Genomic DNA, 25,820 nt, shown 5'->3' with positions numbered 1-25,820 from the left:
ACAGGCTATGAATACGGAGAAGCAGTTAAGTAGAGGGGCTAATTCATGTCTGGATGAAATAAATATTCAATATGAAAAGCTAACAGCTTTCGGGCTAGATATACATAAAGTCCAGCTCAGTGAAATCAAAGAAATACCTCAGCTTGATCATATCTATCAGGAGCTGAATATATTTCTTCCACCGAAGATAAAAAACTCACGCTTCATTCGACAATTAGAATTCTTGACGGGGCGCTTAGCAGCAAAACATGCATTACAAAGCCTCAATTTACAACATTCTATTGTCCATCAAGGTAGACATGGGGAACCCCTATGGCCCGAAGGAGTGAAGGGTGGGATTAGTCATGTTGGATCAAAAAAATCATGTCATGCCATCGCATATGCTAGAAATAATACCCCTAGAGAAAAAATATTTGGAATCGATATAGAGTCTCAAAAACATCATATTTTTTTTCAAAAGAAAGATGAGTTTTATGATGTTTTTCTAAATAAAAATGAACAAGCAGAAATTGAAAAGCTGCAAAAAAAACAAGCATATTTATATTTGGTAATATTCTCTGCTAAAGAAAGTATCATTAAAGTAATTTATTTAAAATATAAGCAAATTATTGATTTTAAAAATATAAATTTTAAACAACTAGATGGCGAGTTTCTTTATTTTTATCTTAGTCAAGAAAGTTCAATCGGGATAAATCTAGAGATTAAAGTTCAATTTTTTTATACAAATAACGAGATAATTACAATTTCTTGCATTGAAAACTAATTTTATTATTGATAATAATAATCATTTGCATTAATGTGTATTTCAGTATTTTTATACTCCTATATTTAAAAAGAAGTACTACAGAATTTGCTTGAAAAAAAATCAATGTGAGAGGTGATATACAGATGATGCAGACTCAAATATCAGTAGAGCAAAATTTAGATCATATCGGTCAAAAGAAATTTTCATGTTTCTCTACGAAAAATTATTATCTCGAAGTGAACGAATTCGTTAAAACGCTAAATACACCTGCAGCAAATACCGCACTATTTAATGATGAGATTGCAAAATGTTTTGAAGAAATTAAAAAGCAAGGCCATCAAAATCCAGTTTTAATTGGTGCTATACCTTTTGATATTACAAAGAAAAGTAGCTTAAATTTTTATGCTGATCATAAAAAAATAACACAAGCATCTTCTACGATTAACTCATTAAAAAAACGTAATAACATTGAGGTAATTAATAAATCATTACTCATTCAACGCCAAAAATTTGAAGGTACAGTACAGTTAGCTTTAGATGCTTTTGAAAAAAAGAAGGTAGAAAAAGTTGTTCTTTCTCAGGCTGTTGAATATGAGTTTAACCATCATCAAGAGCCAGAAAATTTATTGGCTGCTTTATTAAAACAAAATCCAAATGCTTATAATTTTGTGATTCCAGTAGAACATAATAATTATATTCTAGGCGCAAGCCCAGAACTGCTTTTATCAAAACAAGGTCGTATTGTAACCAGTAATCCTTTGGCCGGTTCTAGGCCCAAATCACCGATTTCTGAAAAAAATTTCGTCAGCCAACAAGAATTAAATCATTCTGAGAAAGACCAACATGAACATCGAATTGTGGTTGAAAATATTATTAGAAATTTAGCCACTCATTGTGTAGAGCTTAAGGTTTCTGAATTTCCAGATATTTTAGAAACATCAACAATGCTGCATTTATCATCAGAATTCCAAGGTATGCTCAAACAACAGGCACCGAATGCATTAAACCTTGCATTAGAATTACATCCAACACCAGCGGTTTGTGGTTCACCAACTCATGTTGCTAAGCAGTTTATTTTAGATCATGAAGGTTATGACCGACATTATTACACGGGGTTAGTAGGCTGGATGGATGCCGAGGGTAATGGAGAATGGGTAGTGACGATTCGATGTGGTCTACTCAGTGAAAATAAAATGCGCTTATATGCTGGTGCGGGGATTGTGGAAGGATCAGATGCTGAAGCTGAATGGTTAGAAACAGAAGCTAAAATGCAAACCATGTTGAATATTCTAAATACAAAAATTGCTGTGTAATTAGTAAACCTAGGCTGGTTTTATTTTTATAATCAAAACAATAACTAAGTATTCTAGTGAGATATAGTAAAAATTTAATAAAAAAGCCTGCGTAAAGCAGGCTTTCTTTTTAGATGGATTACTCAAGGAATTTAACAGTTACGCCTGAACGTACTTTATTACCTAAATCGTTAGCATCCCAGTTCGTTAAACGGATACAACCGTGAGAAGCTGTTTTAGAAATTAAAGACGGGTTTGGTGTTCCGTGAATACCAAAAGATTTTTTACTTAAACCAATCCAGATATTACCTACAGGTGCATTTGGACCAGGTGGTAAAGAAAGAGGTTTCAAGTTTTTACCTTGAATAAAGTTTGATGGTGAGTAGCTATACCAAGGATTACGAGCCACACCAACTACCTTGTAAGTACCGGTCGGAGAAGGCGTATCAGTACTGCCAATTGTTGCAGGAAATGACGCAATCATTTGGTTACGGCTATTGAAGAGATACAATTGTTTTGCACCTTTATGCGCAATAATCAAATGAATGTCTTCTGGTAAATCATTGCGTACGTTTGGAACAATGATTTTTTCACCCGCTTTTTTGAATGTTGCTGTTGGATTGATTGTTTTTAAGAAAGCTTCATCGATATGAAACTTTTCGCCCAACATTTCGCTAACACGAGTGTAATACAAACCTTTCATTTTAGCCTGTAAAGCATAATCAGAAGGAATTGATTGTGCATATGGGCCTTTTAAATCAGCATCAGTAATGGTGTATTCAATAAATGAAGGTTTTGTTTGCTTAGCAACTAATGCATCCCAAGTTTCTTTAGTCAGTTCACCAGTAGGTGATAAACCATTCATTTGCTGGAATGAAGAGATTGCTTTTAAAGTGTTTTTGCCACTCATACCGTCAATTGCACCTGGTGATGCATGTGCATTATTTAGCATGACGTGAGCACGAGCGTAAACTGGAAACTGGCCTTTACCAATATTTTCATACCATTCAGCCGAATTTAAGCTATCTAATGTCCAAGAAACTGCTGGAGCTGAAGTCTTTGCAGTTGTTGTGGTCGTTTTAGCTACGGCTACCGGTGCTGAAGCGGCAATACCTGAATCAGCATTTTGGTCTTCAGTTTTTTGCAAATTTTGTAATGTTGTTGACGCTCGATTTAAGTCACTTTGTTCTTGAGCGGTAATTTGTGTCGAAGCTTGATCTTTTACAGTTGAAGCTGCATCTACTGCTAAAGGATCAATCGGATCTTCTACAGGAGCTGATACCTTTTTAGGGTTCAGGGGTTGCTCAGTTGTTGAAGCAGCAAAAGCAACATTAGCAATAATACAACTTAAACTCATAGCGAGTAATGAGCGAACAAACATGTAATTCAACCTTAAGAATTTTCATATAAGCAATAGGGGCATGATCTAATCTAAAATTGCATAAAATTACCAATAACTCATCTCTATGAGCCCAAGATTGGCAATTTAGTGGTTAAAAGAATATCAATAGACCCGATGTAACATGTTGCAAGTATTGCAGAAAACCTTGCTGCTTGCAGTAGACTTTTGTGTAAATATGCATTTTTTAGTAGATTGACGAGTTTTTTGTGTGAAATTGAAATTATAAAAATCTCTATGTTTTTGATATGATGCTGCCACATAAAGAATATAGAGATTGGTAATGACGACTTTGAAAAATGATCGTTTCCTACGAGCTTTGTTACGCGAACCTGTAGATACCACACCGGTATGGATGATGCGTCAAGCAGGACGTTATTTGCCTGAATATCGTGAAACACGTTCAAAAGCAGGCGACTTTCTATCTCTATGTAAAAATACAGAATTTGCTTGTGAAGTGACTTTGCAGCCTTTACGCCGTTACGATTTAGACGCAGCAATTTTATTTTCAGATATTTTAACAATTCCTGATGCATTAGGCTTAGGGCTTTATTTTGAAACGGGTGAAGGCCCTAAGTTTCAAAAAACTGTTCGTACTGAACAAGATGTCGCGAATTTACCCAAGCTAAATGCAAAGTCAGACCTTGATTATGTGATGAATGCAGTAAGCACAATTCGCTCTGCTTTAGGTGGCCAAGTTCCACTGATTGGTTTTTCTGGTAGTCCTTGGACATTAGCAACGTATATGGTTGAAGGTGGTTCAAGTAAAGAGTTCCGTTTTACCAAGCAGATGATGTACGCGCAACCAGAAATTTTGCATGCTTTACTTGATCATTTAGCACACTCTGTAATTGACTATTTAAATGCTCAAATTGATGCAGGTGCTCAGGCGATCCAGATCTTTGATAGCTGGGGCGGGGCATTGGCACATCGTGAATATGTCGAATTCTCTTTAAACTATATGAATAAAATCATTGCTGGTTTGCAACGTGAAAAAGACGGTCGACGTATTCCTATCATTGTGTTCACTAAAGGTGGCGGTCAATGGTTGGAACCAATGATTAGCACAGGTGCAGATGCATTAGGTTTAGATTGGACTACGCGATTAGATACAGCTCGAACTACGGTGGCTGGACGCGTAGCTTTACAAGGGAATCTTGATCCGGCTGTTTTATATGGTTCGGCTGCTTCAATTGAAAAAGCAGTGAAAGCCATGTTGGATGACGCATACGCAAATGGTGAAAAGACGGGTTACATTGCTAACTTAGGCCATGGGATTACTCAGTGGGTAGACCCTGCACAACCAAAAATCTTTGTAGATACAGTGCATGAGTATAGTGCTAAATATCTAGGATAGTTTTTGTGCAATATCTAAATTTACCGCTTCAATTTATCGGCAAGGCTGTTTCGGCAGCCTTGTTTGGTATTTTGCTTTTAATTGCTTTTGCCTTAACAGCACCGATGGGAAGCCATGAATATATGGGTTTTTATCGTTATGATTATTTACTCATCTATGCAGTGCTGATTCAGATCTGTCTTTTATATTTAAAACTTGAATCATGGGCAGAAGCTAAAGTTATTGCTTTATTTCATGTCATGGCGATGGTCATGGAAATATTTTTAACGCATCCTGCGATTGCATCATGGCAATATCCTCAGCCTGCGGTATTTAAAATTTTAACTGTGCCTTTATTTGCAGGCTTTATGTATTCGGCTGTAGGTAGTTTTTTTGCGCGATCACTCCGATTATTTAAGGTTTCTTTTGAAAAACTTCCAAGTTTTGGAACGATGCTTTTACTCGCATTTTTCTCATATATAAACTTTATGAGTAAATTTTTTGTACCTGATATTCGCTATATTTTATTTGCGATCAGTATTTTTATTTTTTGGAAGACCAAACTTTATTTTCAGCTAAATGAATATAAATTTAAAATCCCGATGTTACCTGTATTGTTGACCCTCGCTTTTCTAATCTGGATTGCTGAAAATATTAGTACTTTTTATAAAATCTGGCTCTATCCAAGTCAGGTAGATGCTTGGCATATGGTAGGTTGGGGTAAACTGGGGTCATGGTATTTATTATTACTTTTAAGTTTGGTTCTCGTGCTTAAAATATTAGGTCATCGAGATAATCAAGGTAACTGGAATCTAAGGTAAATTTTTTCGTTAGCACTTTTCATCATATTATTTATTTTTTAATTGCTAAATCACAGCCTTCTCGCTATCTTTAATATCGTGTAATAAGAATTACACATAACAATACATAAGAAACAATCAATAATGATTTTGGAGATATACATCTATGTTAAAAAAATTAGCTTTAGCTGCTTTGTTAGCAGCTGGTTCAAGTGTTACTATGGCTGATAACGATGTAGGTTGTGGTGTGGGTACGCAAGTATGGGCTGGCCAAAAAGGAGTGGTGCCTAAAATTCTTGCTGCAACAACAAATGGTATTTTTACTAACCAATTACTAGGGATTACTTTTGGTACTTTAGGCTGCCGTCAAGGCGGAACAGTAACTGCGCAAGTGGTTACATTCACAAATGAAAATGCTGAAGCTTTAGCACGTGATATGGCAGTAGGCCAAGGTGAAAGCCTGAACGTACTTGCTGAGTTAATGCAAATCAAACCTCAAGACAAAGATCGTTTCTTTAAAGTTTCAAAAGCAAACTTTGGTGAAATCTATTCTGCAAATAATCAAAATACGCTTCAAGTTTTAGCATCATTACAAACAGTAATGGCTAAAGATGACGTTTTAAAAGCTTACGTATAAGTTTGAAACTGAAAACCCTGTCGTATGGCAGGGTTTTTCTTATATTTAATGATAAAAATTGATGAGCTTAATGAAGTCAGTTGTTTTAGTTTTTGCCTCTTTGGCAGTGAATATTGCTTATTCAGCAGATATAAATCCATCTATTCAAAAATATTGGTCAATTGCAGAACAACAAAATCTAGATCAAGACATTACATGGCAAAGGCTGATGTATGCCAATAAAAATCAGAAAAGTGAGGTTACTTATTCTGGCTATTTCTTATCAGAAAATGGAAAAAATAACTTAAAAGAAGAACTAAAAGCTGACATTTCAGCATTATTTGTGCCTGCTCAAGATAATCAGTCGATTCGTTGTAAGTTTCCGGCACGTAGTCAATGGCTCATGCAAAAAGTCGGCATTCAAGAAAATGAATTGCCTCAAGTAAAGTGTACCGAATTTGAAAACTGGATTGGGCAGATTAAGCCTCATAAAGCGACCTTAATTTATGCGACCGATTTTATGGGCAATCCTAGCTCAATGTTTGGTCATACGTTATTGCGTTTGGACCCAAAAGATCAACAGCAGTTAAACCTTGTCTCTTACGCCGTAAACTATGCAGCAACTGTGGCAGGCAACGACAACTGGTCATATGCATGGAAAGGTTTAACGGGGCAGTATCCAGGCGAATATTCATTGATGCCTTATTATCGTAAGGTAAAAGAGTATGGTGATTTTGAAAGCCGCGATTTGTGGGAATATGAGTTAAATCTATCACCTGAAGAAACTCGGTTTTTAGTAAGCCATATTTGGGAAATGCAACATGTGAGCTTTCCTTATTATTTTGTGAGTGATAACTGTGCCTATCGATTGTTGGGGTTAGTGGATTTAGTAAAACCTGAATCTAACTTGCAAGAGAAATTCACCTATGCATCGATTCCAATGGAAACCATTAAATCGATGCAGCAGCAGGGGCTCACCAAAGCTCCTGTATATCGACCTGCTTTAGAAACCCAATTATTGGCCCAAGCTCATCAGCATGGCGCCTCACTGGCGAAGGTGGCTCATCAAATTGCGATGCTGCCTATACAGCAGTCTTCTCAGATTTTAAAATCATTTACTGAGCAGGATCAGGCTAAAATCCTTGAGATGGCTTACGATGATTTATACCTCCAATTTATTAGCCGAAAAATAGAAGAAAGCATTGCTCAGCCGCAGTTACGTCAGCTTTTAGCACTCAGAAGTCAGATTGATTTAGATAAGCAGCGTCAAGAACCAAAAAGGCCAGCAAAGGAACCCACCCAAGGCCATAACGCGCGTAACTTTTCCGTGAAAGCTGGTGAGGTGCAAGGTGATAAGTTTATTGAACTTGGTCATCGGCAAGCCTACCATGACTTAATAGACCCTCAAGGCGGATATCGTGCCGGTACTCAATTACTATTTTTAAATGGTAACGCGCAGTGGCGAAATGACCATTTAAAACTAGAACGTCTTGATCTGTTAGAAGTGAACTCTTATAACCCGATTCAACCATTTAAAACACCACTGAGTTGGGGATTTAATTTAGGTTGGCGTCAGGAAGCTATTCATGATGGACGCTTTAGCGAAGACAAACAACACGGTGTAGCAAGCTTTAATGCTCAGGTCGGTTACAGTCTTGCAGACTATGAGCGAAAGCATATTTGCTATGGACAAGTACAAACTTATGTACAAACGGGTTCAAATCTAGATAAAGGGTGGCGTGTAGGCGTAGGCCCGACTTTAGGTTGTATGAACCAATGGTTTGAGCGTTTCAACTCTGTGGTGCAAATCGAATTGCCCTATTGGGAAGAACAAAATCAATGGAATTTGAGAGTCAATACGCAGTGGCAATATCTGATTAATCGCAATAATGCTGTTCGATTAAACTGGGATTATGAACAACAAAATCATCAAGACTGGATGAAATCAAGTCTAGGATATGTTTGGTTCTTTTGAATAGCATTACGAATAAAAAAAGGGAAAAATGAATGAAATCATTTTTCCCTTTTTTTGTTTTAGCAAAAGATTATTTCTTTATTGCATTTAACACAGCATAAGCTGCTTTAATGCGTTCTTCATTCGGAATACGTTTATTGGTCAACATGACTAAGCCAATATTTTCTTTAGGAATGAACACGACATATGTTCCAAAACCGTTAGTCGAACCAGTTTTGTGGAACATCTTAATTGAAGGTTCTTTGGAAATGGCAGTCACTTTATTAGGCTTCATCACAATTTGTTCTGAATTACTGTCTAATAAAGTTTGTAAAGGCGCTGGATAAGAAAATTCTTCCCAACCAAGTGCCTGATACATGGTGCCGACTTGATAGAAACCTTGATGTGTTTCATTAATTGCACGTTGAATATCTTTCGGATATTTCTGTGGGTTGAGGTTGGCATTAATAAAACTCAGCATATCTGGTAGCGTCGATTTAACCCCATATGCTGGAGCATCTAGCGGACCAGGGTTAACACGAATTGGCTGATTTTCTTGGTTATAGCCAAAAGCATAGTTTTGCATCTGAGTTTTAGGAACATTTACATAGCTATGTTTTAAGCCAAGATCTGGAAAAATTGTTTTTTCTAAGACTTGGTCGAAAGGTTTATTCATAGACAATGCCACAACTTTTCCAAATAAACCAATGCTTGGATTTGAATATTGTCTATATTCACCGATTGAGTTTTTAGGTTTCCAGTCTTTGAAAAAAGTTAAAACTTGTTGGTCTGTTTGTACTTCATCTGGGAACTGCAAGGCAAGGTTACCACTTGTATACGTTGCGAGTTGAAGTAAGTTAACTTGGTCAATCGGTGTGTTTTTTAGTTCTTTCCAATATTTACCAGGCGTATCGTCAAAAGAGATTTTTCCTTTATTTTTTGCATATCCACCTGCTGTTGCGGTAAATAATTTACTAACTGAACCTAGCTCAAAAATGGTACTGCTATTTACAGCTTTTTTATCTTGAACAGATTGAAGACCATAATACATTTCATACTTTTTATTATTTTGAATAACACCCACAGCCATACCTGGCACATCATATTTTTCTAATAACGGTTTAAAGTTCTGATCTACCAGTTTTTTAATTTCTTGTTCTTTTGATGGATTGCCCGCATAAATTGATGTATTAAAAATAAAAAGAGGAGATAAAAGTAAGCAAGAAATCTTGTTAAATCGCATGATTAACTCATAAATTATTTAAAATTAAAGATGCGTACTTTTATAACAAAAATCACCTAATTTAATTGTTATGTTTTATAGGTTAAGTACTTTAAATAGATATAAAAAAAAAGCCCAACTTCGGCGGGCTTTTATTTTGGCAGTAAAACCGGATTAATAACTTTCTGGTACTGCACTTAAAAATTCACGACGCGCTTCTTTGTCGGTTTTAAAATCGCCGACAAATGAAACTGTACGGGTTGTAGATTCTTGTTTACCTACACCACGCATCATCATACACATATGTGCTGAATCGATGACTACAGCAACTCCGCGAGCACCAGTCACTTCTGCGACAGCTTCTGCGATTTGTTGAGTCAGATTTTCCTGAATTTGCAAACGGCGAGCAAACATCTCGGTAATTCGTGCAAATTTAGATAAGCCAAGAACTTTGCCTTCCGGTAAATAGGCAACATGAACACGGCCGTAGAATGGGAGGAGATGATGTTCGCAAAGCGAATAGAATTCAATATTCTTCACCAATACCATTTCATGGTTATCTGATGGGAAAACAGCATTATTGGTGACTTCTTCTAAAGTTTTACTATAGCCAGAAGTTAAATATGAAAAAGCTTTAGCCGCACGCACAGGCGTATCTTTAAGGCCGGGACGATCAAGATCTTCACCGACGGCAGTCAGGATATTTGCGTACGATTGCTGCATTGACATAAGACGTATAAATTTACTCTATTAGACAAGCTCGGCATTGTATCAGAAACATGACCTGATGTTCATAAATCCTCGCACTATATTTATTTTGGTTTTGCGCAAGCTTAATAAAAGATGAATAAATTTCATGTTTTTTATCGTTAATAGTCAAGTGTTTGGACATGAAATGTGCGCTTAATATTGGTAAGTTCTAAATGATCGCGTAATGGCATCATATTTGCACAGAAGCATTATTATAAAGCATAAGGATAAAACATGTTAGAACGTCCAATCACCTTCTTTTTCCGTGGTGGTCAGCAGCAAGTAGAAAATGTAGTACCCACAATGACGGTTTTACAATTTCTACGAGAATATACCCAAACTGGTAAGACTAGGCAGACTGGTACAAAAGAGGGATGTGCTGAGGGCGATTGTGGTGCATGTACAGTAGTGATTGGTGAACTGGTCAATGACAACCTGCAATTACGCAGTGTGAATGCGTGTATTCAGTTTTTACCGACTTTAGATGGTAAGGCCCTATTTACAGTAGAAGACCTTCGTAGCTTATTGCCTGTACAAGATGGGACACTTCATCCGGTACAACAGGCAATGGTCGATATGCATGGCTCACAATGCGGTTTTTGTACACCCGGTTTTATCATGTCGTTATGGTCAATGTATGAAAATGAACAAAATTCTCCAAGCAAAGATAAAATCAGTGATTATCTTTCTGGAAACTTATGTCGCTGTACAGGCTATCGCCCTATTTTAGATGCAGCACAAAAAGCATATGACTATCCGCGCGTTTTATTAAACCGTCAAAAAATAATTGATGTATTAAAAGAGATCAGAACATTACCTGCATTACATTTAAATGATCATGGTCAACAATTTTTTGCACCAAAGACTTTGCAAGATTTTGCCGTATTGCGCTTGCAGTTGCCGCAAGCGCGTATTGTTGCGGGTAGCACAGATGTCGGTTTGTGGGTAACAAAGCAGGGCCGTGATTTGGGCGATATGCTTTATATTGGCCAGGTTGAAGAGCTGAAAAAGATTGTAGTCACAGACCATGCTTTAACGATTGGAGCAAATGTAAGTTTGAGCGATGCACTCGTTAAAATTTCAGATTTTTATCCCGACTTTCAAGAATTACAGCGCCGTTTTGCTTCCATGCCGATTAAAAATGCAGGAACACTAGGTGGAAATATTGCCAATGGTTCGCCGATTGGCGATTCAATGCCGGCATTAATTACGCTAGGTACACGATTGATTTTGCGTGTAGGTGAGCAGACCCGTGAAATTGCTTTGGAAGACTTTTATTTAGACTATCAAAAAACAGCATTACGACTTGGTGAGTTTGTTGAGGCGATTGTTATTCCGCTTCGCGAAGGGCAGACACGTTTTAAATTTGCCAGCTATAAAATTGCCAAACGTTTTGAGCAAGATATTTCTGCGGTATGTGCAGCCATTTCATGCGATTTAGATAATGATGATGTCGCTCACAATGTAAGAATTGCTTTTGGTGGTATGGCAGCTATTCCTAAACGTGCAAAATATGCAGAATCTATATTGGAAGGTCAGCAACTTACAGCAGAATTGATCGTTCTGGCACAAGAGGCCTTGTCAAAAGACTATCAGCCTTTAGATGATGGACGTGCTAGCTCGGCATATCGTTTACACGTCGCGAAAAACTGTTTACAGCGTTTTTATGTAGAAAAAATCCTGTCTCAAACGATCACTCGTGTGAATGACTTGATCGCTATGGTGGAGATCTAAAATGAATCAAACCATTGACTTAAATATTTCTAAAAAATCAGCTAAAGCAGGCGACTCGATTCCACACGAAAGTGCACATTTACATGTGACTGGGCAGGCAACTTATATTGATGATTTACCTGAGCTTGAAAATACCATGCATTTGGCAGTCGGATTTTCAAATTGTGCCAAAGGCAAAATTATTAAATTTGATTTGGATGCCGTGCGTCAGGCTGACGGTGTTCATGCAGTTTTTTCGGCAAAGGATATTGATGTTGAAAATAATTGGGGACCAATTGTAAAAGATGACCCAATTTTTGCCGAAGAGCAGGTTGAGTTTTATGGACAAGCCTTGTTCGTGGTTGTTGCTGAGAGTTATCAGCAAGCCCGTCAGGCAGTTCGCTTAGCAAAAATTGAGTATGTGCCCGAAACCCCAATTTTAACGATTCAAGATGCAATTGAAAAAGAATCGTGGGTGTTACCGCCTGTTGAATTTAGCCATGGTGAAGTTGAACAGGCATTTCAAAACGCAGCCCATCAACTTTCTGGAACCATTGAGCTGGGTGGGCAAGAGCATTTTTATTTAGAAGGTCAGATTTCCTATGCGATTCCACAAGAAAATCAGAGCTTAAAAGTCTATTGTTCGACGCAACATCCAACCGAAATGCAGTTACTGATTTGTCATGCACTAGGCATGAATATGCATCAGGTGAGTGTGGAAAGCCGCCGTATGGGTGGAGGTTTTGGCGGTAAAGAGTCGCAGTCGGCACAGTGGGCATGCATTGCATCTTTGGCAGCACAAAAAACAGGTCGTCCGTGTAAATTACGCTTGGATCGTGATGATGACATGAGTGCTACAGGCAAACGTCACGGTTTTGCTTATGAGTGGTCTGTAGCCTTTGATGAGAGTGGTGTTCTGCAAGGCTTAAAGGTGCAACTGGCTTCAAACTGCGGCTTTTCCGCTGATCTTTCTGGGCCAGTGAATGAACGTGCGATTTGCCATATTGGCAATGCCTATTATCTAAATGCAGTTGAGCTACGTAACTTACGTTGTAAAACCAATACTGTTTCTAACACGGCATATCGTGGTTTCGGTGGACCGCAGGGCATGTTTGTCATCGAAAATATTATTGATGACATTGCTCGTTATTTAGGTTGTGACCCGGTTGAAATTCGTCAACGTAATTTCTTTGCCGAACAGCCCGGTGCTGGACGTGACCGTATGCACTATGGGGCAGAAGTCCGTGATAATGTTGCGCCAAAATTGGTAGCTGAATTATTGCAGACTAGCGATTATGCGAAACGCAAACAAGACATTCAGGCCTTTAATCAGAACAATGACATCATTAAACGTGGTATTGCGTTAACCCCATTAATGTTTGGTATTTCGTTTAACGCCGTGCATTACAATCAGGCAGGTGCACTGGTCTATGTCTACATGGATGGCACTGTCGCGATTACGCACGGTGGTACAGAAATGGGACAAGGGCTATATACCAAAGTACGGCAGGTCGCTGCACATGAGTTGGGTTTACCAATCGATAGCGTTCGTTTAATTGCAACCGATACTTCTCGTGTGCCAAATACTTCGGCAACTGCAGCATCAAGTGGCGCAGATCTAAACGGTAAAGCTGTTCAAAATGCCTGTATTAAAATTCGTGAGCGTCTGGCTAAACTTGTAGCCGAAATAAGTCAAAGTGAAGCTGAACAAGTCCAGTTTGAAGATAGTATGGTTTCAACAGCGAATGGTCATTCATGGACATTTCCTGACTTGGTTCAACGAGCATATATGGCACGTGTACAACTATGGGACAGTGGTTTTTATAAAACTCCAGAAATTCACTATGATCAGGTCAACCATTTAGGGCGTCCATTTTTCTATTATGCCTATGGTGCAGCGGTTAGTGAGGTCGCAATAGATACCTTAACTGGGGAAATGAAAGTATTGCGCGCTGATATTTTGCATGACGTCGGGCGGTCAATTAACCCTGCAATTGATATTGGACAAATTGAAGGCGGTTTTGTGCAAGGGATGGGATGGCTTACGACAGAAGAGCTGTATTGGCAGCCGCAGGGACCACACGCAGGCCGTTTGTTTACCCATGCGCCTTCAACTTATAAAATCCCGACCAGTGTAGATATTCCTCATATTTTTAATGTCAAACTGTTCAATAATCAAAATCAGGCAGACACCATTTACCGCTCCAAAGCGGTAGGTGAACCCCCATTTATGTTGGCATTATCTGTTTTCTCTGCAATTCGTCAGGCGGTACAGGCGGCTATTCCCGAAAAAGCTCCGCTCGTGCTCAATGCTCCAGCAACTGCCGAGGAAATTTTACGTGCAATTGCGATTGGACGGGGACAAGCTTTGGCTGCTCGCCCACAGGCTAAAATGTAGAAGATTATGCAACATTTACAATGGTGGACTGATTTTGTAGCGTGGCAAGTTGATGCTCTGCCTATGGTATTGGTCACAGTAGTCCGCGCTGATGGTTCTACACCGCGAGAGGTTGGTGCAACCATGTTGTTGCGGTTTAATTTGCAACAGCAATGGCAGCAGTCAGATACGATCGGCGGTGGGCATTTAGAGTTTCAGGCTATTGATATTGCTAAAGCAATGTTAAAAGAAACGGAAACTTGTGTGAGACGTATTGAACGCTTTAACCTCAGTGCTCGGTTAGGGCAGTGTTGTGGCGGAGTAATGTGGTTATTGTTTGAAAAAATATCACCCGCTGAAATTGCGTCGGATTTATCTGTGAGTTTGCAAGCATGGCGAGCTGGAAAGCATATATGGCGTAACGTCTCACATCAATATGCATCCACTTGGCAGACTATGGATATGAAGCAACAACCAAGTTTCGAGTTTCATTCTGGCAGCAGTGAAGAATGGCAATTTGGCCAGCAGATTCAACCAAATGTCATGCAAGTGCTGATTTGTGGTGCAGGGCATGTGGGTGAAGCAATTGTCCGTTGTTTATTGCCTATTGGTGTTCGGGTGAAATGGATTGATCCACGTGATGATATTTTCCCACCAGATTTACTGCAACAGGTGCAATGCTTAACGACTGATACCTTAGAAGCCGAGATCGAGCATTTTGACCGTTCAGGCGCAATTTTAATATTAACTCATGACCATCAATTAGATTTGCAACTATGTTTTTCAGCCTTGAAACCTGCGGCAAAACCATTTGCTTATGTTGGGATGATTGGCTCAAAAAGTAAAAGGGCTATTTTTGAAAAGCGTATGCAAATACGTGGTTATACTCAGGAAACATTACAACGTTTGGTTTGCCCAATCGGGATAGAAGGGATTTCATCGAAACAACCTGCAATGATTGCCATTGCAGTAGTTGCTCAATTATTACAAGTATTTGATGTAAAAAAATGATCCCAAAGGATCATTTTTTTTGTTCGAACTTAGGATTTTTTTCTGCACGTTTAAGCAGTACGAGAACGGCACCTGTACCACCTTGATTTTCAGGTGCACTTACGAAGGCCAAAACATCGCGGTGTTGACGTAACCATCCGTTGACATAGGTTTTTAAGATCGCTTCAGGGCCTTTACCATGCACAATTTTGATGACATTTTGATTTTCATCTTTTGCCATCTGGATAATTTGTAAAACTGCGTCACGTGCTTGCTCAATCGTGCAGCCGTGTAAATCTACAGCTTCAAACCAACGCATCTTGCCTGCTTTTAAGTCTTCAAAAACTTTATGTTGAAGAGTCGCAATGCGATAGCTTAGCGTTGCTTGGCTTGCGACCGGATTTAAAGCAGCTTGCGTATCTGATAACTCGGCATGTTCGGTGTCACGACCACCTTCGGCAGCTGCACGTTTCGCTAGCGTTTGTGCGTCGACTTTTCTGGCACGAGGTGTTTTTACATCGGCAACATTGCTATTGTTGATGCGTTTTACACCTGCAACAGCCTGTTGAAACAGATGGGTATCTTCCAATTCTTCAGACTCAGCCTGAGATTTTTTAGTCTCAGGCTGATTTGTGATTTTGCTTGAATGAGGATTGGAGATTTGCTTTTTAAATTGCTTCAATAACTTCTGTTGCTCTTTAGAAAGCGATGAATCTTTATTACTCATATATCTTCATTAAACCGTTTGGGGTTGTCCAAAAAGGGCAGTAAAAGCTTGATCTGGACGAGGTTGTTTCATAAAACTTTCGCCCACCAAGAAGCTGTGAATATCATGCTCTTGCATCATATGTACATCATCTGGTGTCGCAATACCGCTTTCAGTAATTAATAAACGTGAGGTCGGAAGTAATTTTTTCAATCGAATGGATGTATTTAAATCTACATCAAACGTTTTTAAATTACGGTTATTCACGCCTAATAAACATTGCTCAGAAAGCTTTAAAGCGCGTTCCATTTCTTCTTCGTCATGAACTTCAACCAATACATCAAGTTGATGTTCAAACGCAGTTTTAGACATTTCTTCGAGTTGCTGGTCAGACAAACAAGCAACAATTAATAAAATACAGTCAGCATGCAAAGCACGAGCTTCAACTACATTATATGGGTCAATCAGAAAGTCTTTACGTAAAGCAGGGAGGGCACAATGATTGCGAGCAATCGCAATATTTTCATCTGCTCCCTGAAAGAAATCAACATCGGTCAGTACCGATAGACATGCTGCTCCAGCTTGTTCATATTGCTGGGCAATTTCGGCAGGATTAAAGTCTGCGCGAATGATTCCTTTTGATGGAGACGCTTTTTTAATTTCAGCAATCACACCAGGGCGTTTATGTTTTAAAGCATTTGCAAAGCCTCGAACTGGAGTCGCAGCTTTTGCTAGTTCTTCAACATCTTGCAAATTACGTTGTTTTAAACGCGCAGCAAGTTCCTCATGTTTACGGTCAACAATTTTACCTAAAATGGTATTTTGAATATTAATCATGAGAAATCCTTAATCTGCCTGAGATTGCTTTAATGTTTTGGTAAATTCAGCCAAAACACTCATTTTTTCTAAAGCCTGTCCGCCATAGATAATATCTTGAGCGAATGTAACAGCCTGAGCATAAGTTTTGGTAATGCCCGCCACATAGATGCCTGCACCTGCATTAAGCGCAATCATGTTTGCTGCTTTTTCACCAATATCGGATTTATTTTTGCTTAAAGCATCTTTAATTAACTTTAGACTTGCTGTTGCATCAGCGACAACCAAACCACTTAAAGTTTGCGACTCAATTCCGACATCTTCAGGATTAAGCGTCCACTCAGTAATTTCGCCATCTTTGAGTTCGGCAATAGCAGTGGGAGCGGCAAGACTTATTTCATCAAGACCATCTTTTGAATGGACAACCATGACATGTTCAGCACCAAGCTGCTTCATCACTTCGGCAATTGGACTACAAAGTTCATCTGAAAATACGCCAATCACAAAGCGTTTTACACCAGCCGGATTCGTAAGCGGGCCAAGTAAATTAAAAATGCTGCGAATACCAAGCTCTCGACGTGGTCCAACAGCATATTTCATTGCTTTATGGTGGTTTGGAGCAAATAAAAACCCTACACCCATCTCACGGATGCAGCGTTCGGTTTGTTGCATGTCTAAATCAAGATTAATACCTGCTTGCTCAAGCAAGTCAGATGAACCTGATTTGCTTGAAACGCCTCGGTTGCCATGTTTTGCAATGGTTGCACCTGCCGCCGCAATTACAAAGCTTGAAGCTGTAGAGACGTTAAATAAGTTTTGACCATCACCACCCGTGCCGACAATATCAACTAAATATTTGATATCGCTGACATCAATTTTGATGGCAAATTCACGCATGACACGTGCAGCAGCAGTAATTTCGTCAATACTTTCACCTTTCATGCGAAGGCCCATCATCAAAGCACCAATTTGTGCTTCGGTTGCCTCACCTTGCATGATGCTACGCATAATGTCTTCCATTTGCGGCTGAGTCAGGTGAATATTTTTTGTTATATGGTTAAGTGCTTGTTGAATATTCATAGGGATCACTTATGCATAAATATCTAAAAAGTTTTTAAAGATTTGATGGCCATGTTGACTCAAGATTGATTCAGGATGAAACTGCACACCTTCAACAGGCAATGTCTTATGTTTAACACCCATGATTTCTTCCATTGAGCCATCTGCTTCATTGGTCCAGCATGTTACTTCAAGGCAATCAGGCAGCGTTTCTTGATCAATCACCAAAGAGTGATAACGAGTTGCCGAGAATGGGCTAGGAAGATTACTGAAAATACCCTTATTGCTGTGGTACATATCAGATAAACGTCCGTGCATCACCGTTTTAGCTCTTACAATTTTCCCGCCAAAAGCTTGCCCGATACTTTGATGTCCTAAACACACGCCAAGCAAAGGTATTTTTCCGGCAAAGTGATTAATTGCAGGAATTGAAATACCAGCTTCACTTGGAGAGCAAGGACCAGGACCAATCACGAGATATTTAGGTTGCCATCGTTCAATATCCTCTAATGTGACTTGATCATTGCGAACTACTTTTACTTCCTGATTCAACTCGCCAAAATACTGGACGATGTTGTAGGTAAAAGAGTCGTAATTGTCGATCATTAGAAGCATGATGAACTTAACCTCATGATAATTAAAATATATTTAATAAGTGACTAAAATAGTTAACCATATTGATACCCGTTTTTAGAAAAGGCTTTTTAGGTTTGAAAAATAAGAAGCCGTTTTCTAATGGGCTAATATAGCAAAAAAAGAAGTAACCAGTTTAACTATTTCATTCGTTAGAAATTTGCAGAAAAAATGGTTTAAGAAGTGAGGCTTTTTGAAATTATAGATAAGTACAAATAAGGCAGAATAAGCTTCTATTGTAAATAAAAAAACTATTCTGCCTTAAATAAAAAGAAGATTAAATCTTACGTGTGTTATAGATCAGCCAATCTAAAACATCGCCAGATAAATGTTCGGCCAGTCTTTCTTGAACAGTTTGATGGTAACCATTTAACCAGTCTTTCTCTTCATTCGTTAGCATGTCAACGATGATACAATCTAAATGAATAGGGCAAAGGGTTAGCGTTTCAAACTCTAAGAAATCGCCGTAGGTTTTCTCAAACCCTGAGTGAAGTCTGTTTGCAACCAGATTTTCAATACGAATGCCGTATTGTCCTTCATGGTATAAGCCCGGTTCATTAGAGAGAATCATTCCTTCACGCAACTTACTATAGGCATGTATAGGCGCGTAATAAGAAAGAACTTGCGGACCTTCATGAACGTTAAGTGCAAAGCCTACACCGTGACCTGTGCCATGGCGATAATCTAAACCATATTGCCATAAAGTATGGCGGCAAATTGAATCGAGTAGTGGTGCAGCTAAACCTTCTGGATAAATCGTTTTTGCCAAAGCAATGTGACATTTTAAAACCAGAGTATAGTCACGTTTTTGTTGCCCTGTTGGCGTGCCTACAGGAACAACACGAGTAATATCCGTTGTTCCATCTACATATTGCCCACCTGAGTCAATCAGCAATAGACCATCGCCTTCAATAAATGAATAGTGCTCTTCAGTTGCACGGTAGTGAGGTAAAGCACCATTAGCATTAAAGCCAGCAATCGTTGAAAAACTTGGGCCTATAAATCCGTTTTGCTCAGCACGGAAAGCTGTAATCTTCTCATCAATAGTGAGTTCTGAAATGCGTTGACTTTGATGAAGTGCTTTTTCTAACCAGTGAAAAAAGTGACAAAGTGCGACACCATCTTTAACCATTGCGTGACGGATATGAGCTATTTCAGTTTCATGTTTACGCGATTTAAAAAGTGTACTTGGGTTGATGTCGTAGACAATCCGAATATCTTTTGCGATGGCTTGTTCATGAAAAATCGATACTTTGGCTGGATCTAAAAGCACTGAAGCATCAGAAATATTCGCTAAAAACTTAGCTGTATCTTCGTAGTCACGAATCTCAATACCATCAGCTTTGAAAGCTTGTTGGATAGTTAAATCAACTTTGTTGCTATCAACAAATAAAACAGCCTGTTGAGTACTGATATATAAATGTGAAAGGAACACAGGGTTATATTCTACATCTTGCCCACGTGCATTTAAGATCCATGCAATATCGTCTAAAGATGAAATGAAATGACCCGCAATCTTCTTGCTATGTAAAGTTTCACGAATAGCCTGAATTTTCTCTTTACGAGATAGGGCATTTAACCCTTCAGGCATTAAATGAATCTGCTCTAAAGGAAGTTCTGGACGATTAGACCAGATCGAACCAATTAAATCTTGCTGTGTTTCAAGTTTAAAGCCACGTTGTTTTGCCGTATTTTCCAAAGCTTTAAATTGCTGGATTGAAAGCGTTTGTCCATTTACTGAAATGACCGAACCAGTTGATAAATTTTTCTCAATCCACGCGAGATGTGTTGAAGACTCATCACTGGTGAGTTTTTGTAATTGAAAGCCAGTTTCAGCGAGTTGTTGCTCGGCTTGTACCCAATAGCGACCATCCGCCCATAGACCTGCAAACTTTTGGGTCACCACAAGCGTACCAACAGAACCACTAAAACCGCTTAACCACTGCCTTACTTTCCAGTAGTCTGGTAAATATTCTGACATATGGGGATCGGCACTCATCACAATCAAAGCATCAATATGCTGATTGCGCATGAGTTGACGAAGTTTCTCAAGTTTTTCTGGAACAGTTAAAACGCTCATATAGTTTCCAACTCAGGTTGAACTTTACTGGTACTTTTGTTCATTAATCTATTGATAGGTTTCTTTAATAAAAATAACACGATTGCACCAACGACTAATGCCAAAACGCATCGCATAAAGAGATTTGGTAAATGATCAATATTATCTGCTGATACATGCCCGCCAATTAAGCCAGCGATGAGATTACCTAAAGCTGTGCCAGTAAACCATAGCCCCATAATTTGACCGCGTATGACATCAGGTGCAAGTTTAGTCATGGTTGATAGCCCAATTGGGCTTAAACACAGTTCTCCTATGGTAAGTAAAAATAAAGTTCCTACTAACCAAAATGGTGAAACTAGCCCGCCAGCAATTGCGAAACGACTAGCAAAAGACATAACAAGAAAGCCACCTGCTGCGAATAACAATGCAATAATAAATTTGCTGATATAGCTTGGGTCTTTATTTGATTTACCTAGTCTTGCCCAAAGCCATGCTGCAACTGGGGCAAAAATAATAATGAATAGGGCATTAATTGATTCAAACCATACAGTTGGAATCTCAAATCCAAAAAACATACGATCTGTATAGTCTTGTGCAAATAAAGTAAAAGTTGTGGGCTTTTGTTCAAAAGCTGACCAGAATAGGGCAGAGGCTGCTAATAAAACAAAGCAAATAATAATTTTAAATTTATCATGTTGTTCTAAATTCAGGAAAAGCAGTAAATATGCAAAATAAGCAATAATCCCAATACCAATCCCAACTGTTAAATAAGTTGCTACCTCGACCGGATTGATATGAATGACACCAAATAAGGTAAGAGCAATAACGACTGCAACAGATAGTAAAAAGGAGAAAGCAATTTTTGGTGCATTTTTGTTTTGTACGACAGGTTTATTCCAATTGTCATTTTCTTGACGTAACTCATTAAAAGTTTGTAACTGAGGAACAGCCAATACACGAAAAATAAGTAATGCAACTAACATCCCAAGGCCACCAATTCCAAAACCTAAGTGCCAGTTATGATCACGTGCTAATAAGCCTGTAAGAAGAGGAGCAATAAAAGAACCTAAATTAATCCCCATGTAAAAAATGGAAAAACCAGCATCGCGCCTACTATCTTGAGCTTTATATAACGTTCCGACAATCACTGAAATACAGGTTTTAAATAATCCGGTACCTAAAACAATTAATACTAAACCGAAATAAAAAAAGAATTGATCAAAAATGGTAGTGAGGGCAATAGATAAATGACCTAGTGCAATAATAATAGAACCATACCAGACTGATCGTGCCTGACCTAACCAGTTATCGGCAATCCAGCCACCAAAAACGGTCATTAAATACATAGATCCAGCGAATAACCCAACAATTGCGGCTGCAGTTGGACGGTCAAGACCTAAACCACCGTCATTAACCATTGCAATCATATAAAGAACGAGTAAAGGCCGAATGCCATAATAAGAAAATCTTTCCCAAAGCTCTGTAAAAAATAAAGTTTTTAATGGTTTTGGATGGCCGAAAAAAGCTCTGTCATATTGTTCGAGTTCATGCTTCATTTCAAATCCTTTGAACATATTTGTAGTTTAGATAAAACAAAACTTTTAGTTTGTTTAATTATAAAAAAAAGTTATGTTTTATTTTTTAGATTTTTTAAAATGAAAAAGCAAGTTGGTCATGTATAAAAAAGGTATATAACAAATGGTAAAAAAATTAGAAAGTTGAAATTATCAGTCGAAAAGATTCCTCTTGCTGCACCAAAGCTGACCAGACCAGCCCAAGCGTAAAACTACGATAAGAAAAATTAAATTAACACTTTAAAACCTCAACCTTTCTATGGATGGGCAGTGAAGAGTGGTAATTGATGTTATTTAAAAAAATTGTGTAGAGTTACTTAGAAATCGTATTTATGTTCAAACTTTTTTGGCAAAGGCATATTGTAGATACCATGGTCTAATTTAGAAATTAACAGTTCCATCGGGAATAGATTATTATTTTTAAGCATTACAGTAAGAAAGTCAGATTTCTATATAAGAAAGTATTATGATCACAAATTACTGTTAGATATTGATGCGGTGATTCATATTAGCGCAACAATTTTGCACTAAATTAGGGCGATTGCGAGCTATTCTTGTATGCCATAATTTGAAAATGTCTGAATATGGTGCATTTAACTATGCAAACAGTATAATGGGTTCAAGACAAGGGGCCTAAATCATGGATAGTTATAAGCAATTCAATGTTTTAGGTAAGTCTTATAAAGTTGGTATGAGAATTGCTATATAAATACCAGCAACTAACACGCACTTAACAAGTGCAACAAAATTTCATTGGAGCAAAATGAGCATGGCGAACAAGGTCCTTCAACTCATACAAGAAAGTGGCGCAAAATGGGTCGATTTTCGCTTTACTGATACTAAGGGTAAAGAGCAGCACGTAACTTACCCAGCTGATTCTATTGATGAAGATACTTTTGAAGACGGTAAAATGTTTGATGGTTCTTCAATCGCTGGTTGGAAAGGCATTGAAGCATCTGACATGATTTTACGTCCAGATGCGGAAACTGGTTTTATCGACCCGTTCTTTGCTGAACCAACTGTAGTTGTGACTTGTGACGTTATTGAACCTTCAACTGGTCAAGGTTATGAGCGTGACCCACGTTCGATTGCTCGCCGTGCAGAAGAATACTTAAAATCTACAGGTATCGGTGATACTGCATTCTTTGGTCCAGAACCAGAATTCTTTGTATTTGACGAAGTGAAGTGGGACATCGATATGTCTGGCGCTCGTCATACATTAATCGCTGAAGAAGCTGCTTGGTCTACTGGTAAAGACTACGAGTCTGGTAACTCTGGTCACCGTCCACGTGTTAAAGGCGGTTACTTCCCAGTTCCTCCAGTTGATTCTTCACAAGATATGCGTGCAGAAATGTGTGCAAAAATCGAAGACATCATGGGTCCAGGTCGTGTAGAAGTACATCACCACGAAGTTGCTTCTTGCCAGTTAGAAATTGGTGTGAGCTTCAATACACTTGTACGTAAAGCTGACGAAGTTCAACAGTTCAAATATGCTGTTTGGAACGTTGCACATCAATATGCAAAAACAGCTACGTTTATGCCTAAACCAATGGTAGGTGATAACGGTTCTGGTATGCACGTTCACATGTCTATCTCTAAAGATGGCAAAAACTTGTTTGCTGGTGATGAATATGCAGGCCTTTCAGAAATGGCATTGTATTTCATCGGTGGTATCATCAAGCACGCTCGTGCATTGAATGCAATCACAAACCCATCTACAAACTCATACAAGCGTTTGGTTCCTCACTTCGAAGCACCAATCATGCTTGCTTACTCAGCACGTAACCGTTCTGCTTCTATCCGTATTCCATACGTTTCTAGCCCTAAAGGTAAGCGTATCGAAGCTCGTTTCCCAGACCCAATGATGAACCCGTACTTAGGTTTCGCTGCATTGTTAATGGCTGGTATCGACGGTATCCAAAACAAGATCCATCCGGGCGAAGCTGCTGATAAGAACTTGTATGATCTTCCTCCAGAAGAAGAAGCAAAAATCCCAACAGTTGCTCATAGCTTAGATATGGCTCTTGAAGCACTTCAAGCAGACCACGAATTCTTGTTAAAAGGCGGCGTGTTCACTAAAGAAATGCTTGATGCATACATCGAACTTAAAACTGAAGATGTACGTCGTCTTAACACGACTACTCATCCAGTTGAATTCGATATGTACTACAGCTTGTAATACGTATTTCGTAAAAAAGCCTGCATATGCAGGCTTTTTTATTGCCTGGAATGTTGATTGAATTCTCTACGTTTTTTATCAAAAAATTGGAGTAAACTAAGTGCGAGTTTTCATGTGAGCAGATTATGCGTAAACGACAACCAGTACTTAAACAGGAAAAGGCTTTAAATCCTGAGTTGAAAACATGGTTGTATGCTTCTGGTTCTCTGACTCAACAACTCACTGAGCTTGGTGGTGGCCAGTTCAGTGTGAAGCCCTTTAAAGAGCACTTTCAGCGTTTAACTTTGGCAGATAGTCAATGGATGAACATACCTCATGCTCATACTTCATGGGTAAGGGAAACCTATTTATATGGTTGTGAGGCAGAGCCGTGGGTGAAAGCAAAAAGTATTTTTCCAATTCAAAGCTTACAAAAAAGAGCGCGTATATTTCAGCACATCGGTTCTAAACCGATTGGCTTTTTCCTATTTCAAAGAACAACTCCGCTTTGTGACCGTCGTGTCATTCGTTTGCCAGAAGGCTGGACGCGACAAAGTTGCTATACTTGGCATGGATGTAAATTTATCGTCCAAGAAACATTCTTACCGGCTTTTGAAGCTTTTTTAAATCAGCAGCACGACAAGGAATTACTATGACGACTGCAACAGGCACAACATGGCGTCAGCGTTTAGAGGCTTATTATTATCTATGTCGATTTGATAAGCCAATTGGTACTGAACTGGTGTTTTGGCCAACCATGTGGGCACTTTGGGTTGCATCAAAAGGAATACCTGATTTAGGTATTTTATTTGTCATGATTTTAGGCGTGATTTTTATGCGCGCTGCTGGATGTGCGATTAATGACTTTGCTGATCGTAAAGTAGATGCCCATGTTGAGCGTACTAAAACGCGCCCTTTAGCAACGGGAGTTATTCGCGCAAGGGAAGCCGTATACGTTTTCTTGGGTCTTGTTTTAGCAAGCGCATGTCTTTTGTTCTTTTTACCTATAGAAACTTTTTATTGGTCATTTGGCGCATTATTTTTAGCGTTTATTTATCCATTTATGAAACGCTATACCAATTTACCCCAAGTATTTTTAGGCGCAGCATTTTCATGGTCAATTCCTATGGCTTTTACCGCGGTAGGTAAAACTCCAGATTTGACTTGCTGGTTGCTCTATTTTGGTAATTTGGCTTGGACTGTGGCTTATGATACTCAATATGCAATTACAGATCGTGAATATGATTTAAAGATTGGCGTGAAATCTACAGCTATTCTTTTTGGTCGATATGACATTCAGATTATTGCTCTTTTACAAGCAACTAGTCTTGTTTTGATTGGTACTGCACTATATTTAGAAAATATTTTATTCCCCTGGGCAATTATTGCTTTAGTTGTAGTGGCTTTTGATTTTGTATATCAAACAATTAAAACCAAAGACCGCAACCCTCAAGTATGTTTTTGGGCATTTCGTCACAATCGTTGGGTGGGATTAATCATTTTTCTAGGAATATTTTTAAATTTCATATAGTAAAAATGACCGTGAGGTTGAAAAGTGTTCTATGCAGAGCACTTTTTTTATGTCTTAATATTTGTGCATAAAAATATGCGGAATAAA

At 38.6% G+C, this 25,820-nt stretch carries 21 protein-coding genes; 12 read left to right on the top strand and 9 right to left on the bottom strand.

Features of this window, described 5'->3' with window-relative positions:
- Positions 1 to 7 precede the first annotated feature (7 nt).
- A complete protein-coding gene (locus ACTJJH_RS12515) occupies positions 8 to 763 on the top strand; it encodes a 4'-phosphopantetheinyl transferase family protein (protein WP_068557787.1) in 756 nt (251 codons plus the stop codon).
- A 125-nt stretch (positions 764 to 888) separates the two neighbouring features.
- Entirely contained in the window at positions 889 to 2,058 is a 1,170-nt protein-coding gene (basJ, locus tag ACTJJH_RS12510; protein WP_032005243.1) for an acinetobactin biosynthesis isochorismate synthase BasJ, read from the top strand.
- A gap of 118 nt (positions 2,059 to 2,176) precedes the next feature.
- On the opposite strand, the gene ACTJJH_RS12505 is transcribed toward basJ, so the two are convergent.
- Positions 2,177 to 3,418 (bottom strand): L,D-transpeptidase family protein, encoded by a 1,242-nt coding sequence (locus tag ACTJJH_RS12505; RefSeq protein WP_440601197.1) that lies wholly within the window; start codon positions 3,416 to 3,418, stop codon positions 2,177 to 2,179.
- Between the two features lie 301 nt (positions 3,419 to 3,719).
- Between ACTJJH_RS12505 and hemE the strand changes: the two genes are divergently transcribed.
- The 4 genes from hemE (at position 3,720) to ACTJJH_RS12485 (ending at position 8,163) form a co-directional block, all read left to right on the top strand.
- Positions 3,720 to 4,793 carry a uroporphyrinogen decarboxylase gene (gene hemE / locus ACTJJH_RS12500; RefSeq protein ID WP_440601196.1) on the top strand — a complete coding sequence of 358 codons (1,074 nt, stop codon included), beginning with the start codon at positions 3,720 to 3,722 and terminating at the stop codon, positions 4,791 to 4,793.
- A gap of 5 nt (positions 4,794 to 4,798) precedes the next feature.
- The gene (locus ACTJJH_RS12495) at positions 4,799 to 5,593 is read left to right on the top strand and encodes a DUF817 family protein (RefSeq protein WP_440601195.1); all 795 of its coding nucleotides are present in this window, start codon (positions 4,799 to 4,801) and stop codon (positions 5,591 to 5,593) included.
- A 145-nt stretch (positions 5,594 to 5,738) separates the two neighbouring features.
- A complete protein-coding gene (locus ACTJJH_RS12490) occupies positions 5,739 to 6,209 on the top strand; it encodes a DUF3015 family protein (RefSeq protein ID WP_440601194.1) in 471 nt (156 codons plus the stop codon).
- Between the two features lie 70 nt (positions 6,210 to 6,279).
- Positions 6,280 to 8,163 carry an Lnb N-terminal periplasmic domain-containing protein gene (locus ACTJJH_RS12485; protein WP_440601193.1) on the top strand — a complete coding sequence of 628 codons (1,884 nt, stop codon included), beginning with the start codon at positions 6,280 to 6,282 and terminating at the stop codon, positions 8,161 to 8,163.
- A 70-nt stretch (positions 8,164 to 8,233) separates the two neighbouring features.
- On the opposite strand, the gene blaADC is transcribed toward ACTJJH_RS12485, so the two are convergent.
- Positions 8,234 to 9,385: an ADC family extended-spectrum class C beta-lactamase gene (gene blaADC / locus ACTJJH_RS12480; protein WP_262727777.1), complete on the bottom strand. Its 1,152-nt coding sequence runs from the start codon at positions 9,383 to 9,385 to the stop codon at positions 8,234 to 8,236.
- A 153-nt stretch (positions 9,386 to 9,538) separates the two neighbouring features.
- Complete coding sequence (gene folE / locus ACTJJH_RS12475) at positions 9,539 to 10,087, bottom strand: GTP cyclohydrolase I FolE (protein ID WP_002118643.1); 549 nt, start codon at positions 10,085 to 10,087, stop codon at positions 9,539 to 9,541.
- A gap of 261 nt (positions 10,088 to 10,348) precedes the next feature.
- Between folE and xdhA the strand changes: the two genes are divergently transcribed.
- The 3 genes from xdhA to xdhC are packed head-to-tail and all read left to right on the top strand — an operon-like array spanning position 10,349 to position 15,215.
- Complete coding sequence (gene xdhA / locus ACTJJH_RS12470; RefSeq protein WP_440601192.1) at positions 10,349 to 11,848, top strand: xanthine dehydrogenase small subunit; 1,500 nt, start codon at positions 10,349 to 10,351, stop codon at positions 11,846 to 11,848.
- A 1-nt stretch (position 11,849) separates the two neighbouring features.
- Positions 11,850 to 14,225, top strand: coding sequence for a xanthine dehydrogenase molybdopterin binding subunit (gene xdhB, locus ACTJJH_RS12465; protein ID WP_440601191.1), 2,376 nt, complete (start codon positions 11,850 to 11,852; stop codon positions 14,223 to 14,225).
- Positions 14,226 to 14,231: 6 nt separating this feature from the next.
- Positions 14,232 to 15,215 (top strand): xanthine dehydrogenase accessory protein XdhC, encoded by a 984-nt coding sequence (gene xdhC, locus ACTJJH_RS12460; protein WP_284090301.1) that lies wholly within the window; start codon positions 14,232 to 14,234, stop codon positions 15,213 to 15,215.
- A 10-nt stretch (positions 15,216 to 15,225) separates the two neighbouring features.
- On the opposite strand, the gene ACTJJH_RS12455 is transcribed toward xdhC, so the two are convergent.
- The 6 genes from ACTJJH_RS12455 to ACTJJH_RS12430 form a co-directional block, all read right to left on the bottom strand.
- Positions 15,226 to 15,921, bottom strand: coding sequence for a Smr/MutS family protein (locus ACTJJH_RS12455; protein WP_141314264.1), 696 nt, complete (start codon positions 15,919 to 15,921; stop codon positions 15,226 to 15,228).
- Positions 15,922 to 15,930: 9 nt separating this feature from the next.
- Positions 15,931 to 16,737, bottom strand: a complete 807-nt coding sequence (gene trpC, locus ACTJJH_RS12450; RefSeq protein ID WP_032035720.1) for an indole-3-glycerol phosphate synthase TrpC — start codon at positions 16,735 to 16,737, stop codon at positions 15,931 to 15,933.
- 9 nt (positions 16,738 to 16,746) lie between these two features.
- Complete coding sequence (trpD, locus tag ACTJJH_RS12445; RefSeq protein ID WP_141314266.1) at positions 16,747 to 17,796, bottom strand: anthranilate phosphoribosyltransferase; 1,050 nt, start codon at positions 17,794 to 17,796, stop codon at positions 16,747 to 16,749.
- A gap of 9 nt (positions 17,797 to 17,805) precedes the next feature.
- The gene (locus ACTJJH_RS12440; protein ID WP_000925673.1) at positions 17,806 to 18,390 is read right to left on the bottom strand and encodes an anthranilate synthase component II; all 585 of its coding nucleotides are present in this window, start codon (positions 18,388 to 18,390) and stop codon (positions 17,806 to 17,808) included.
- A 295-nt stretch (positions 18,391 to 18,685) separates the two neighbouring features.
- The gene (locus ACTJJH_RS12435) at positions 18,686 to 20,488 is read right to left on the bottom strand and encodes an aminopeptidase P family protein (protein WP_440601190.1); all 1,803 of its coding nucleotides are present in this window, start codon (positions 20,486 to 20,488) and stop codon (positions 18,686 to 18,688) included.
- Positions 20,485 to 22,044: a peptide MFS transporter gene (locus ACTJJH_RS12430; RefSeq protein WP_078225155.1), complete on the bottom strand. Its 1,560-nt coding sequence runs from the start codon at positions 22,042 to 22,044 to the stop codon at positions 20,485 to 20,487. The genes ACTJJH_RS12435 and ACTJJH_RS12430 overlap by 4 nt, the downstream gene beginning before the upstream one ends.
- Before the next feature lie 763 nt (positions 22,045 to 22,807).
- Between ACTJJH_RS12430 and glnA the strand changes: the two genes are divergently transcribed.
- The 3 genes from glnA to ubiA all read left to right on the top strand — a co-directional run bounded on the left by glnA (position 22,808) and on the right by ubiA (position 25,733).
- Positions 22,808 to 24,223, top strand: a complete 1,416-nt coding sequence (gene glnA / locus ACTJJH_RS12425; protein ID WP_002052696.1) for a type I glutamate--ammonia ligase — start codon at positions 22,808 to 22,810, stop codon at positions 24,221 to 24,223.
- A 125-nt stretch (positions 24,224 to 24,348) separates the two neighbouring features.
- Positions 24,349 to 24,858, top strand: coding sequence for a chorismate--pyruvate lyase family protein (locus ACTJJH_RS12420; protein WP_032035713.1), 510 nt, complete (start codon positions 24,349 to 24,351; stop codon positions 24,856 to 24,858).
- Positions 24,855 to 25,733, top strand: a complete 879-nt coding sequence (gene ubiA / locus ACTJJH_RS12415) for a 4-hydroxybenzoate octaprenyltransferase (protein WP_284090356.1) — start codon at positions 24,855 to 24,857, stop codon at positions 25,731 to 25,733. Before ACTJJH_RS12420 ends, ubiA begins: the two co-directional genes overlap by 4 nt.
- The last annotated feature ends 87 nt before the right edge of the window (positions 25,734 to 25,820 follow it).

The sequence above is a fragment of the Acinetobacter sp. 22301 genome, from assembly GCF_052045285.1.
Lineage (GTDB): Bacteria > Pseudomonadota > Gammaproteobacteria > Pseudomonadales > Moraxellaceae > Acinetobacter > Acinetobacter pittii.
The sequence above is the reverse complement of the archived record's forward strand: the minus strand, read 5'-3'. Positions and strand labels throughout refer to the sequence as shown.